This is a genomic window from Streptomyces manipurensis, assembly GCF_049570255.1.
Taxonomy (GTDB): domain Bacteria; phylum Actinomycetota; class Actinomycetes; order Streptomycetales; family Streptomycetaceae; genus Streptomyces; species Streptomyces manipurensis.
Genome location: NZ_CP186950.1, coordinates 1,658,600 through 1,671,993, shown reverse-complemented (window position 1 = coordinate 1,671,993; position 13,394 = coordinate 1,658,600). Strand labels below are relative to the sequence as shown.

The following is a 13,394-nucleotide window of genomic DNA, read 5'->3' as shown; positions in this document are numbered from 1 at the left end:
CCCGGTCGCACGGCCCGGGCGGCCCGGACAGCACGCGCGGCGGGTCCGGGGCGGGCGGGCGGCCGGAACCGCCGGGCCGCCCGGACGGCGGCCCTGATCACCCTCGCCCTGGTCCTGGCCGGTGGCGCGGCGACCGGCTGCGGCGGGCGGGCCACCACCCACCACAAGCCCGGCACCAGCCACGAGCAGGCCTCCGGCACCGCCGGGACCCTGCTCGACGTCGCCGACCCCGCCGGCCACAAGCTGCGCGAGGTCCCGGCCGACGGCGCCCCCGAGGTCCGGCTGGTCGTCCGCCCCGACTCCGAGGACGGATGGAACCTCCAACTGGCGGTGAAGAACTTCCGCTTCACCCCTGACAGCACCGGCGGCGCGGCCCTCACCGGCGCGGGCCACGCCCACCTCGAGCTCGACGGCCGCAAACTGGCACGGCTCTACGGCCCGTGGTTCCACCTGTCCGCGGCGCAGGTGCCCGAGGGGGAGCACACCCTGACCGTCCGCCTCTACGCGGACGACCACACCGCCTGGGCCGTGTCCGGCAAGCCGGTCGAGGCGACGGCCGCGCTCACCGCCGCCCCGGGGGCATCGGGCGGCCACGGCCACGGCAGCGCACCGCCCTCGGCACAGCCGGACCCGCCGGCCTCCGAGCAGGCCGACCGGACGGTGACCATCACCGTCCGGGACGGCAAGGTCACCCCCGCCCCCGCCCGCACCGAGCTGCGGCGCGGGGAGCGGGTCGCCCTGCGCGTCACCAGCGACCGCGCCGACACCCTGCACGTCCACGGCTACGACAAGGAGGTCGCCCTGCCCGCGGGCCAGGAGGCCACCCTGACCCTGACGGCCGACCGCACGGGCCTCTTCGAGGTCGAGACGCACGAGTCCCGCCTCGTCCTGACCCAGCTCCTCGTCCGGTGACCCGCACGACGATCCCGCCCCGACGGGTCCGACGGGCCCGGCGGGCCCGGACCCGCACCCTCCCGTACCGGGAGGGGCAGGCCGTCGGCAGGAACACCCCCTCGGCGGGGCGGTGGTGACGCCCATGGGACCGGTGTCCCTCCTGGGCGCCGACGGCGCCGGGCACGGCCAGGGCGTGGTCCTACACCCGGCCGTCCCCGCCTCCGATCCCGCCTCCGCCTCCGATTCCGCAGCCGACCTCGGCTCCGACGCCGTGACCGTGCTCGCGCACGGCATCGGGTCGCAGCACGATCTGCCGATCTCCCCCTTCTACGCGTTCGCGGGGGCCTTCGCCGCCCTCTTCGTCTCCTTCCTCGCACTCGGCCTGCTCTGGTCCGCCTCCCGCTTCCGCGGGACGCGGTCGGGGCTCGCCCTCCCCGCCGCGTTCCAGCGGGCGGCCGACGCACCGGCCGTCCGCACGGCCCTGCGCGCCCTGGGCCTCACCGCCGCTCTCGCCGTCCTGCTCCACCTCCTGCTCGGTCCCGACGATCCGGCGCGCAACCCCGCTCCCGGCGCCGTCTACGTCCTCCTCTGGGTCGGACTGGTCCCCGCCTCCCTCCTCCTCGGTCCCGTCTGGCGCCTGCTCAATCCGCTCCGCACCCTGCACCGCCTCGCCGCCCGGGCCCTGCGCCGCCGCACCCCCTACCACCCCCTGCCCGCCCGGCTTGGGCAATGGCCGGCCGCAGCCGGACTGTTCGCCTTCACCTGGCTCGAACTCGTCTCACCCGATCCCGCATCCACCACCACCCTCCTCATCGCCCTCACCTCCTACGCCGTCGTCCAACTCCTGCTCGCCGCCCGCTTCGGCGAGCGCTGGTTCGACGACGGCGACGCCTTCGAGGCGTACTCCACCCTCCTGGCCCGGCTCTCCCCCCTCGGCCGCCGCGACGACGGCCGCCTCGTACTCCGCAACCCCTTCCACGGACTCGACGCGACACCCGAGCGGCCCGGACTCGTCGCCACCGTCTGCGTCCTCCTCGGATCGACCGCCTACGACGGCTTCTCCGACAACCCCGCCTGGATCGACACCCTTCAGACCTCCCCCCTCGGCCGCACCCCCACGGCCACCCTCGGACTGCTCGCTTCCGTCGCCCTCGTCGCCACCCTGTACTGCCTCTGCGCCGCGGCCACCCGCCTCGTCAGCGGCCCGCACCCCCGCCCGCTGACGGCCTTCGCGCACTCACTCGTACCGATCGCACTCGGCTATCTCATCGCCCACTACTTCTCCCTCCTGGTAGTCGAAGGACCACGCACGGTAAGCATGGCACTCGGCACTGACAACGCCTCCGCACCCGACCCGCCCCTGGGGCCGGGCGGCCTCGCCGCCCTCCAGGTCATCGCCGTCGTCGTGGGTCACGTACTCGGCGTCGTCGCAGCTCACGACCGTTCCGTGCGCCTCTTCCCGCCCGCCCGGGCCGTGGCCGGCCAACTGCCGCTGCTCGCCCTGATGATCACGTACACCCTCGGCGGCCTCAGTCTCCTGCTGAACTGAGGCCGCCGCCGGACCCGGAAGCGAGGAGCGGCATGATGGACCCCGTGCCTCCCGCCCCCTCCCTGCGCCGTACGCCCATCCAGCAGCGCAGCGCCGACCGGCTCGCCCGGATCCTCGACGCCTGCGCCGAGCTGCTGGACGAGACCGGCTACGAGAACCTCACCACCCGTACCGTCGCCCAGCGGGCCGGCGTCCCGATCGGCTCCGTGTACCGCTTCTTCGGCAACAAGCGGGCCATGGCCGTCGCCCTCGCCCACCGCAACCTCGACCGCTACGTCGACGGCATCGCGGACCGGCTCGCCGAACTCCCCGCGGCCACGCACTGGCGGCCGGTCGTGGACGCGGTCCTCGACGAGTACCTGGCCATGAAGCGCAGCGTGCCCGGCTTCGCGCTGGTCGACTTCGGCGTGCCGGCGCCCCCGTCCGAGGACGCGGAGGGAGAGCCCAACCGCCAGGTCGCCGCCCGGCTGACCGAACTGCTCTCCGCCCACCTCGGCCTGACCCCCGACGCCGAACTCGAACGCGCCGTCCTCGTTGCCGTCGAGGCCACCGACGCGCTGATCCAGCTGGCCTTCCGGACCGACCCGGCCGGTGACCCCGGGATCGTCACCGAGACCCGCGCCATGATGCACGCCTATCTGGCCCGCGTCCTGGACTGACCTCCCGGCCGCGCCCCCTCGCCTCGCCCCCGCAGTCCGTGGCAGCCGGCCGCGCACGGCCCTCGTCATCGTGCCTACCGGTCGGTATGCTCGGGGCGCCCGTGTGCCCGTGCCGCAGCCTGCCCGCCCTGGAGGGCCCATGCCCCGCACCGCCCTGCGCATCTGCCCCCTCTGCGAAGCCACCTGCGGGCTCACCCTCACCATCGAGGGCACCACCGTCACCGGCGCCCGCGGTGACCGCGAGGACGTGTTCAGCCGCGGTTTCATCTGCCCCAAGGGGGCCGCCCTCGGGCAGCTCGACGCCGATCCCGACCGGCTGCGCACGCCCCTGGTGCGCCGCGACGGCAGGTTGCGCGAGGCCACCTGGGAGGAGGCGTACGATGCCGTCGCCGCGGCCGTCCCCGCCCTGCTCCGGGAGCACGGACCCCAGTCCGTGGGCGTGGTGCTGGGCAACCCGAACGTCCACACCATGGCCGGCGCCCTCTACCCCCCGCTGCTGATCAAGGCCCTCGGCACCCGCAACCTCTTCACCGCCAGCACCCTCGACCAGATGCCCAAGCACGTCTCCAGCGGACTGCTCTTCGGCGACCCCTTCGCCATCCCGGTCCCCGACCTCGACCGGACGGACTTCCTGCTCCTCCTGGGCGCCAACCCGGTCGAGTCCAACGGCTCCCTCTGCACCGCCCCCGACTTCCCCGGCCGGCTCAAGGCACTGCGCGCCCGCGGCGGGACCCTGGTGGTCGTCGACCCGCGCCGGACCCGGACGGCGGCCCTCGCCGACCGCCACCTCGCCCCGCGCCCCGGCAGCGACGCGCTGCTCCTCGCCGCTCTCGCGCACACCCTGCTGGCCGAGGGGCTCGCCGCTCCCGGCCCGCTGGAGGAAACGACCCTGGGCATCCGGGAACTCGGCGTCGCCCTCGCGAGTTTCACTCCCGAGGCCGTGGCCCCCGCCTGCGACCTCCCGGCCGACGAGATCCGCACACTCGCCCGCGAGCTCGCCGCCGCGCCCACCGCCGCCGTCTACGGCCGGATCGGCAGCTGCACCGTCGAGCACGGCACGCTCGCCAGCTGGCTGGTCGACGTGCTCAACATCCTCACCGGCAACCTCGACCGGCCCGGCGGAGCCCTCTTCCCGCTCTCCGCCACCGACCGCGCACCGAGGCCGGCCGGGCCCGGCCGGGGGTTCACGGTGGGCCGCTGGCACAGCCGGGTCAGCGGCCACCCGGAGGTCAAGAGCGAACTGCCCACCGCCGCCATGGCCGAGGAGATCGAAACGCCGGGGGAGGGGCGGATCCGCGCCCTGATCGCCATCGCCGCGAATCCCGTCCTGTCCGCCCCCGACGGCGACCGCCTCGACCGGGCACTGGTCGGCCTCGACTTCATGGTCTCGGTCGACCCGTACCTGAACGAGACCTCCCGCCACGCCCACGTGGTGCTGCCCCCGCCGCCACCCGCCCAGAGCGCGCACTTCGACTTCGCGTTCAACGCCTTCGCCATACGCAACCAGGTCCGCTACTCACCCCCCGCCGTGCCCCTGGAGGAAGGGCGCCTCGACGAGTGCGAGATCCACGCGCGCCTGGTCCTCGCCGTGTCGGGACTGCACGGAGCCCCGCCGGAAGCGGTGGACGAGCGCGTCATCGCCGACACCCTCGCCCGGGCCGTCGGCGACCCGCACTCGCCGCTGCACGGCGCCGACGCCACGGCGTACGCCCGCACCCTGACGGGCCGTACGGGCCCGGAGCGGCGGCTGGACCTCATGCTGCGCCTCGGCCCCTACGGACTCGGCCTCGACGACCTGCGACGCGCCCCGCACGGCATCGACCTCGGCCCGCTGCGGCCCCGGCTCCCCGAGGTGCTGAGGACCCGCAGCGGCAGGATCGAGCTGCTCCCGGAACCGGTCGCGGCCGAGCTCCCCAGGCTGCGCGCGGCGCTCGCCGAGCGCCCCGCCGCCCTGGTGCTCGTGGGCCGCCGCCACCTGCGGTCCAACAACAGCTGGTTGCACAACGTCCCGGCCCTCACAGGAGGTTCCAACCGCTGCACCCTGCACGTCCACCCCGAGGACGCGGCCCGGCTGGGCCTCGCCCACGGAGGGCGGGCCCGGGTCACCGCCGCCGGCGGCAGCCTGGACGTCCCCGTCGAGGTCACCGACGCCGTCCGCACCGGTGTGGTGAGCCTTCCGCACGGCTGGGGACACGACCGCGCCGGAGCCCGCCTGGAGGTGGCCGCGACCGTCCCGGGGGCCAACGTCAACCAGCTGCTCGACGGGACCCTGCTCGACCGGCTCTCCGGCACGGCGGTGCTCAACGGGTTCCCCGTGCAGCTCGCGCCCCTGCCCTGAGCTGGGGTTTTGCTCGTATTGCTCACGCGTCGACACCTTGTTGGCCCCGGGAGGTGCCCCCTACGTTCCCCCCATGCTGACCTTCCTCGGCTTCGCCATGATCGCGACGTTCCTCGTCCTGATCATGATGAAGAAAATGTCGCCCATCGCGGCGCTCGTCCTCATCCCCGCGCTCTTCTGCGTCTTCGCCGGGAAGGGGGGCGCACCTCGGCGACTACGTCATCGACGGCGTGGGCAAGCTCGCGCCGACGGCCGCCATGCTGATGTTCGCCATCGTCTACTTCGGCGTGATGATCGACGTCGGCCTCTTCGACCCGATCGTCCGGGGCATCCTGCGCTTCTGCAAGGCGGACCCGATGCGGGTGGTGGTCGGCACCGCCGTCCTCGCTGCGATCGTCTCCCTCGACGGCGACGGATCGACCACGTTCATGATCACGGTCTCGGCCATGTACCCGCTCTACAAGCGGCTCGGCCTCAGCCTGGTGGTCATGACCGGGGTCGCGGCCACCGCCAACGGCGTGATGAACACCCTGCCCTGGGGCGGCCCCACGGCCCGGGCGGCCACCGCCCTCAAGCTGGACGCCGCCGACATCTTCGTCCCGATGATCCCGGCCCTCGCGGCGGGCCTGGTCTTCGTGTTCGCCCTGGCCTACGTCCTGGGCCTCAAGGAGCGGCGCCGCGTCGGCGTGCTGGCCCTGCCGGGCGCGCGCGGAGCGGAGCCCGAGTCGGAGGATCTCGTTCCGGCCGCCGCCACCCCGACTGCCGCCACCGCCACCGCCACCGCCACGACCGCGGGGACTGCCACCCCCGCCTCCGGTTCGGCCGCCCCCGTGCCCGCCACCTCCGACCCCGTCTCCGGTGCGGCGCCGCCGGGGGAGGCGGCGCCGGCCGGCGCCGAGGACGGGTTCCAGGGGCTCGACCCGGACCGCCCCACCCTGCGCCCCCGGCTGTACTGGTTCAACGCGGGTCTCACCGTCGCCCTCCTCACCGCGATGATCATGGAGTTGCTGCCCATCCCCGTGCTGTTCCTGCTCGGCGCCGCCCTCGCCCTGACGGTCAACTTCCCGCACATGCCCGACCAGAAGGCCCGGATCGCTGCCCACGCCGACAATGTCCTGAACGTCGCCGGCATGGTCTTCGCCGCCGCCGTGTTCACCGGCGTCCTCACCGGCACCGGCATGGTCAAGCACATGGCCGACTGGCTCGTCGGTGCCATCCCCGAGGGCATGGGCCCGCACATGGCGCTGGTCACCGGGCTGCTCAGCCTGCCCCTCACCTACTTCATGTCGAACGACGGCTTCTACTTCGGGGTGCTGCCCGTCCTCGCCGAGGCCGGCGCCGCCCACGGGGTGTCCCCGCTGGAGATCGCCCGCGCCTCCCTGGTCGGTCAGGCGCTGCACATGTCGAGCCCGCTGGTTCCGGCCGTCTACGTCCTGGTCGGCATGGCCAAGGTGGAGTTCGGCGACCACACCCGGTTCACCGTGAAGTGGGCGGCCCTCACCTCCCTCGTCGTCCTCGCGGCAGGGATGCTTTTCGGCATCATCTGATGTCCGGTGCCCTCTGGCCGAGGAAAACTACCGGCGCTAGTTTGTAGGGTGTCGGAGGTCGGACCCACGCACGTGGTCCCTGCACGCGGTCCGCGCACGCTCGTGCGCACTCGGGAGGAATGCCATGAAGGCCCAGGACGGGATGTACATCGACGGCGCGTGGCGGCCCGCCGCCGGGAGCGACCTGATCGACGTCGTCAATCCGGCCGACGGCCAGGTCATCGCCTCCGTCCCGGCCGGCAACGAGGAGGACGTGGACGCGGCGGTACGGGCGGCCCGTGCGGCGCTCCCGGGCTGGGCGGCGACCCCGCAGGCCGAACGCGCCGCCCTGGTGGGCGCCTTGCGCGACGCGCTGGTGGCGCACAAGGACGAGCTGGCCGACACCATCACGGCGGAGCTGGGCGCGCCGCTCGCCTTCGCGAAGGCGGTCCACGTCGGCGGGTCGACCGCCGTCGCCTCCTCCTTCGCCGAGCTGGCCGCCTCGTACGCCTTCGAGGAACGGATCGGGAACTCCACCGTGCTGCTGGAGCCGGTGGGCGTCGTCGCGGCCATCACGCCCTGGAACTACCCGCTCTACCAGATCGTTGCCAAGGTGGCGCCCGCTCTCGCCGCCGGCTGCACCCTCGTCCTCAAGCCGGCCGAGGACACCCCGCTGACCGCACAGCTCTTCGCCCGGGCCGTGCACGAGGCGGGCGTCCCGGCCGGAGTCTTCAACCTGGTGACCGGTACGGGTCCGGTGGCCGGGCAGGCGCTGGCCGCGCACGAAGGGGTGGACCTCGTCTCCTTCACCGGCTCGACCGCCGTCGGCAGGAAGATCGGCGCCACGGCGGGCGCCGCCGTCAAGCGGGTCGCCCTCGAACTGGGGGGCAAATCGGCCAACGTCGTCCTGCCCGGCGCCGACCTGGCCAAGGCCGTCGCGACCGGCGTGGGCCATGTCATGGCCAACACCGGTCAGCGCTGCAACGCGCTCACCCGCATGCTCGTCCACCGGGACCAGTACGAGGAGGCCGTCTCGCTCGCGGCCGCCGCCGTCGCCAAGTACCCCTCCGGCGACCCCCGCCAGGACGACACCCGCCTCGGCCCGGTCGTCAACGCCCAGCAGCACGAGCGCGTCCTCGGCTACATCGCCCGGGGCATCGAGGAGGGCGCCCGGCTGGTCGCCGGGGGCCCGGACGCCCCGCACGAGCAGGGCTACTTCGTGGCCCCGACGGTTTTCGCCGACGTCACCCCCGACATGGCGATCGCCCAGGAGGAGATCTTCGGCCCGGTGCTGTCGATCCTCTCCTACGAGGACGAGGAGGAGGCCCTGCGCATCGCCAACGGGACCGTCTACGGGCTCGGGGGCGCGGTCTGGGCCGCGGACGAGGAGACGGCCGTGGCGTTCGCGCGCCGTATGGAGACCGGCCAGGTGGACATCAACGGCGGTCGCTACAACGTGCTCGCGCCCTTCGGCGGCCACAAGCAGTCGGGCGTCGGACGCGAGCTGGGCAGCCACGGACTGGCCGAGTACCTCCAGACCAAGTCCCTGCAGTTCTGACCCGGTCGGCCGGCCGACCGACCGACCGACCGGAGCCTCTGCCCGCCCCGGCGCGGGCTTCGGTTCCGTCCGGCCGCCCCGTTCCGCCCCTTCCCCTGCCGCCCGCACCCCGTACCGGAAAGTCGAGACGACGCCCATGGTCCGCGCCGCCATCCTGCCCGCCGTCGGAGCCCCGCTGGAGATCCGGGACATCGTGCTGCCCGATCCCGGCCCCGGGCAGGTCCGGGTCCGCCTCGCCGCGGCCGGGGTCTGCCACTCCGACCTCTCCCTGACCAACGGCACCCTGCGGGTGCCCGTGCCGGCCGTCCTCGGCCACGAGGGCGCGGGCACCGTCCTCGCCGTCGGGGAGGGTGTCACCCACGTCGCCCCCGGCGACGGCGTCGTGCTCAACTGGGCGCCGTCGTGCGGGCAGTGCCACCACTGCGCCATGGGCGAGGTCTGGCTCTGCGCGAACGCGTTGACCGGAGTGGGGAACGTCCACGCCCACGACGCCCGGGGCACCGAGCTGCACCCCGGGCTGAACGTGGCCGCCTTCGCGGAGGAGACCGTCGTCGCGGCCGGCTGCGTCCTGCCCGCGCCCGAGGGCATCCCGCTCGAGGAGGCCGCGCTGCTCGGCTGCGCCGTCCTGACCGGCTACGGAGCGGTGCACCACAGTGCGCAGGTCCGCCCGGGCGAGTCGGTGGCCGTGTTCGGAGTCGGCGGGGTCGGCCTGGCCGCCCTCCAGGCCGCCCGGGTGGCCGAGGCGGGCCCGGTGATCGCCGTCGACGTGTCCCCGGCGAAGGAGGAGCTGGCGCGCGCGGCGGGGGCCACGGAGTTCGTGCTCGCCGGTGCCGAGGGTGCCGCCCGGCAGGTCCGTGCGCTGACCGGCGGCCACGGAGCGGACGTCGCGGTCGAGTGCGTCGGGTGGGCGGAGAGCATTCGCGCGGCCTGGGAATCCACCCGGCGCGGCGGCCGCACGACGGTCGTCGGGATCGGCGGCAAGGAGCAGCAGGTCACCTTCCACGCGCTGGAGATCTTCCACTTCGCCCGGACCCTGACCGGCTGCGTGTACGGCAACAGCGATCCGGCCCGCGACCTGCCGGTGATCGCCGAGCACGTCCGCGCTGGCCGGATGGACCTGGGGGCCCTGGTCACCGACCGGATCGGTCTTGACGACATTCCGGCCGCGTTCGACGCGATGCTGGCGGGCAAGGGGGGCCGCTCCCTCGTGGTCCTCCCGTAGGCCCGCCCTGCCGGGGCCGCCGGCCGGGCCGGGAAGCGCGCCGCCACGGGCCTACCGCCCTACCGCCCTACCGGTCCACCGCCGTTCCGCCGGGTCGCCGTAGCGACGGCCCCGGTCACCCGCCGTGCGCCGGCAGAGGGCCCGGTCCCGGTCCCGGCGGCGTGCGGTCCTCGTGCCGCAGGGCGTCGTACTGCAGGGCCAGGCCGTCCAGCAGGGCCGTCAGGCCCGTTTCGAACGCGCCGTCGTCCACCTCGCGCTGCCGTTCGGCCAGCAGGTGGGCCTGGCCCAGGTGCGGGTAGTCCGCCGGGTCGTAGGCCGCGCGGTCGTCCACGAACCCCCCGGCGAAGGAGCCGACGGCCGAGCCGAGGATGAAGTACCGCATGAGCGCGCCGATCCGGGTCGCCTGCGCCGGCGGCCAGCCCGCCGCCGTCATGGCGCCGAACACCGCGTCGGCCAGCCGCAGTCCGGCCGGACGGCGGCCCGGGCCGCGCGCGAGGACGGGCACGATGTTGGGGTGGTCCGACAGGGCGTTCCGGTAGGAGTGCGCCCACGCGCGCAGCGAGTCCCGCCAGTCCCGGCCGTCGTCGAACACGGACAGGTCGACCCGCACGCTCACCGCGTCCGCGACCGCGTCCAGGATCTCGTCCTTGGTGCGGAAGTGGTTGTAGAGGGACGGGCCGCTCACCCCGAGCGCCGCCGCCAGCCGCCGGGTCGACACCGCTTCCAGGCCTTCCGCGTCGACCAGGGCTCCGGCCGCCTCCACGATGCGGTCCCGGCTGAGAAGGGGCTTGCGCGGTCTGGCCATGCGCCACATAGTAGGGCCTGCCCCCAATAAACTACCGGTGCTAGTTAAAGCCGCCGGTCGGCCGCCCCCCGGAGGAGGTCCCGGTGGATCTGCAGCTGAGCGACGAGCAGAGCGCCGTACGCGGGCTCGCCCGCGCGTTCACCGAGCGCGAGATCGTCCCGTACGCCGCCGCGTGGGACCGCGCGGAGAGCGTGGACCGGGCCGTCGTGAAGAAGCTCGGCGCGGTCGGCTTCCTCGGCCTCACCGTTCCCGAGGAGTACGGAGGCTCGGGCGGCGACCACCTCTCCTACGTCCTCGTCACCGAGGAGCTCGGGCGCGGCGACTCCGCCGTGCGCGGCATCGTCTCCGTCTCCCTCGGGCTGGTGGCCAAGACCATCGCCGCCTGGGGGACCGAGGAGCAGAAGCGGGACTGGCTGCCCCGCCTGTGCTCCGGCGACGTGCTCGGCTGCTTCGGCCTGACCGAGCCCGGCAGCGGATCCGACGCGGGCAGCCTGGCCACCCGCGCCGTGCGCGAGGGGGACGCGTACGTCCTCGACGGCAGCAAGATGTTCATCACCAACGGCACCTGGGCCGACGTGGCGCTCCTCTTCGCGCGTACCGGCGAGGAGCCCGGGCACCGCGGGGTGTCCGCCTTCCTCGTCCCCACCGACACCCCCGGCCTGACCCGCCGCGAGATCCACGGCAAGCTGGGCCTGCGCGGCCAGGCCACCGCCGAGCTCACCCTCGACGGCGTCCGGGTGCCCGCCTCCGCGATGCTCGGCCCCGCCGGCAAGGGCTTCTCGGTGGCCATGTCCGCCCTGGCCAAGGGGCGGATGTCGGTCGCCGCCGGCTGTGTCGGCATCGCCCAGGCGGCGCTGGACGCGGCCGTCTCGTACGCGGCGCAGCGCGAGCAGTTCGGCCGGCCTATCGCCCACCACCAGCTGGTCCAGGAACTGATCGCGGACATCTCCGTCGACGTGGACGCCGCGCGGCTGCTGACCTGGCGGGTGGCCGACCTCGTCGACCGCGGCCTGCCCTTCGCCACCGAGTCCTCCACCGCCAAGCTCTTCGCCTCCGAGGCCGCCGTGCGCGCCGCGAGCAACGCCCTCCAGGTGCACGGAGGTTACGGCTACATCGACGAGTACCCGGCCGGGAAGCTGCTGCGCGACGCCCGGGTCATGACCCTGTACGAGGGCACCAGCCAGATCCAGAAGCTGCTCATCGGCCGCGCCCGCACCGGGGTCTCCGCCTTCTGAGCCCTGAGGGAGGGCGCAACTGCTGAGTACCGGCCTGAGTACGTGTGCGGATGTGCTCGGCCGCCGCCCGCCCGATATTCGTCCCATGAACGAGACACCGGTCAAGCAGCAGAACACGGGCGCCTACTACGGCCAGGCCGTCGCGTCCTTCGGCATCGCCCTCGTGGCCGTCGCCGTGGGGATCTACCAGCTGGAGGCTGACGGCTGGGTCCGGGCCTTCCTCGGGATCGCCGTCCTCTACCTCACCACCTCCGCCTTCACCCTGGCCAAGGTGATCCGGGACCGGCAGGAGGTCGGGCAGATCGTCAACCGGGTCGACCAGGCCAGGATGGAGAAGATCATGGCGGACTACGACCCCTTCACGCCGAAGTAGCCTGGGCGCCCGCGCGAGAAGGCTAAGCGCTTGCTCACCCTCCGGTAAGGTGTTCACTCCCATACGGCGAAGAGGTGAGTGAGCGATGGAGAGCGCGGAGGACACGGTCGACGGCTACCGGCCGTGGTCCGAGGTCACCCCCGACGCCGCGCGGCGGCTGCTGATCGCCGCCGTCGACGCCTTCGCCGAGCGCGGCTACCACGCCACCACCACGCGCGACATCGCGGGCCGCGCCGGGATGAGCCCGGCCGCGCTCTACATCCACTACAAGACCAAGGAAGAGCTGCTCCACCGCATCAGCCGGATCGGCCACGACAAGGCGCTGGAGATCCTCACCACCGCCGCCGAGGGCCCCGGCTGCGCCGCCGAGCGGCTCGACGCCGCCGTACGGTCCTTCGTACGGTGGCACGCGGCGCACCACACCACCGCGCGGGTGGTCCAGTACGAGCTCGACGCCCTCGCCCCCGAGCACCGCGCGGAGATCGTGGAGCTGCGGCGGCTGAGCGACGCCGCCGTGCGCCGCATCCTGGCCGACGGGGTCGCGGCGGGGGAGTTCGACGTCCCCGACGTCCCCGGCACCACCCTCGCGGTGCTGTCGCTGTGCATCGACGTGGCCCGCTGGTTCAGTGCGGCGGGCCGGCGCACCCCCGACGAGGTCGGCGCGCTCTACTCCGACCTCGTCCTGCGCATGGTGGGAGGCGCGGCCGCGCCTCCGCGCGCGCCTCAGAAGTAGTACCGCGACACCGAATCCGCCACGCACACCGGCTTGTCGCCGCCCTCGCGTTCCACCGTGACCGTGGCCGTGACCTGTACGCCGCCGCCCGCCTCCGTGACCTCCGTGATCACGGCCGTCGCGCGCAGCCGTGAACCGACCGGCACCGGCGCGGGGAAACGGACCTTGTTCGTCCCGTAGTTGAGGCCCATCCGCATGCCCTCGACCCGCATGATCTGCGGGACGAGGCTGGGCAGCAGCGACAGGGTCAGGTAGCCGTGGGCGATGGTGGACCCGAAGGGGCCGTCCGCCGCGCGTTCCGGGTCCACGTGGATCCACTGGTGGTCGCCGGTCGCGTCGGCGAAGAGGTCGATCCGCTTCTGGTCCACCTCCAGCCATCCGCTGGGGCCGAGCGGTTCGCCGACCCCGGCGTGCAGCTGCTCGGCGGACGTGAAGACCCTCGGTTCGGCCATGCCCTGTTCCTGCCTCTCGCGGATGATCGCGGACGGATCGCGGACGGGTC

Annotated in this window: 11 protein-coding genes and 1 pseudogene; 10 read left to right on the top strand and 2 right to left on the bottom strand. The window is 73.9% G+C overall.

Going from position 1 to position 13,394, the window contains the following annotated elements; translation table 11 throughout:
- Positions 1 to 93 precede the first annotated feature (93 nt).
- The 7 genes and pseudogenes from ACPU2J_RS07710 to ACPU2J_RS07680 all read left to right on the top strand — a co-directional run bounded on the left by ACPU2J_RS07710 (position 94) and on the right by ACPU2J_RS07680 (position 9,746).
- Positions 94 to 912 (top strand): hypothetical protein, encoded by an 819-nt coding sequence (locus ACPU2J_RS07710; RefSeq protein WP_423834936.1) that lies wholly within the window; start codon positions 94 to 96, stop codon positions 910 to 912.
- Between the two features lie 253 nt (positions 913 to 1,165).
- Positions 1,166 to 2,443, top strand: a complete 1,278-nt coding sequence (locus ACPU2J_RS07705; RefSeq protein ID WP_420082482.1) for a hypothetical protein — start codon at positions 1,166 to 1,168, stop codon at positions 2,441 to 2,443.
- 35 nt (positions 2,444 to 2,478) lie between these two features.
- The gene (locus tag ACPU2J_RS07700) at positions 2,479 to 3,102 is read left to right on the top strand and encodes a TetR family transcriptional regulator (RefSeq protein ID WP_423832996.1); all 624 of its coding nucleotides are present in this window, start codon (positions 2,479 to 2,481) and stop codon (positions 3,100 to 3,102) included.
- Between the two features lie 139 nt (positions 3,103 to 3,241).
- Entirely contained in the window at positions 3,242 to 5,440 is a 2,199-nt protein-coding gene (locus ACPU2J_RS07695) for a molybdopterin-dependent oxidoreductase (protein ID WP_423832995.1), read from the top strand.
- A 73-nt stretch (positions 5,441 to 5,513) separates the two neighbouring features.
- A pseudogene (locus ACPU2J_RS07690) lies at positions 5,514 to 6,987 on the top strand (CitMHS family transporter).
- 124 nt (positions 6,988 to 7,111) lie between these two features.
- Positions 7,112 to 8,524: an aldehyde dehydrogenase family protein gene (locus ACPU2J_RS07685; protein WP_423832994.1), complete on the top strand. Its 1,413-nt coding sequence runs from the start codon at positions 7,112 to 7,114 to the stop codon at positions 8,522 to 8,524.
- Between the two features lie 136 nt (positions 8,525 to 8,660).
- Positions 8,661 to 9,746 carry a Zn-dependent alcohol dehydrogenase gene (locus ACPU2J_RS07680; protein WP_423832993.1) on the top strand — a complete coding sequence of 362 codons (1,086 nt, stop codon included), beginning with the start codon at positions 8,661 to 8,663 and terminating at the stop codon, positions 9,744 to 9,746.
- Between the two features lie 115 nt (positions 9,747 to 9,861).
- Here the strand turns inward: ACPU2J_RS07680 and ACPU2J_RS07675 are convergent, their stop codons facing one another.
- A complete protein-coding gene (locus ACPU2J_RS07675; RefSeq protein WP_423832992.1) occupies positions 9,862 to 10,551 on the bottom strand; it encodes a TetR/AcrR family transcriptional regulator in 690 nt (229 codons plus the stop codon).
- Between the two features lie 83 nt (positions 10,552 to 10,634).
- Here ACPU2J_RS07675 and ACPU2J_RS07670 point away from each other — a divergent pair, with 83 nt between their 5' ends.
- The 3 genes from ACPU2J_RS07670 (at position 10,635) to ACPU2J_RS07660 (ending at position 12,892) form a co-directional block, all read left to right on the top strand.
- Positions 10,635 to 11,786 carry an acyl-CoA dehydrogenase family protein gene (locus tag ACPU2J_RS07670; protein ID WP_423832991.1) on the top strand — a complete coding sequence of 384 codons (1,152 nt, stop codon included), beginning with the start codon at positions 10,635 to 10,637 and terminating at the stop codon, positions 11,784 to 11,786.
- 85 nt (positions 11,787 to 11,871) lie between these two features.
- The gene (locus tag ACPU2J_RS07665) at positions 11,872 to 12,159 is read left to right on the top strand and encodes a YiaA/YiaB family inner membrane protein (protein WP_361602019.1); all 288 of its coding nucleotides are present in this window, start codon (positions 11,872 to 11,874) and stop codon (positions 12,157 to 12,159) included.
- 85 nt (positions 12,160 to 12,244) lie between these two features.
- On the top strand, positions 12,245 to 12,892 hold the full coding sequence (locus ACPU2J_RS07660; RefSeq protein WP_365081380.1) for a TetR/AcrR family transcriptional regulator: 648 nt from the start codon (positions 12,245 to 12,247) through the stop codon (positions 12,890 to 12,892).
- Here the strand turns inward: ACPU2J_RS07660 and ACPU2J_RS07655 are convergent.
- The gene (locus ACPU2J_RS07655) at positions 12,883 to 13,344 is read right to left on the bottom strand and encodes a MaoC family dehydratase (RefSeq protein WP_420081274.1); all 462 of its coding nucleotides are present in this window, start codon (positions 13,342 to 13,344) and stop codon (positions 12,883 to 12,885) included. The genes ACPU2J_RS07660 and ACPU2J_RS07655 overlap by 10 nt on opposite strands.
- Positions 13,345 to 13,394 lie beyond the last annotated feature (50 nt).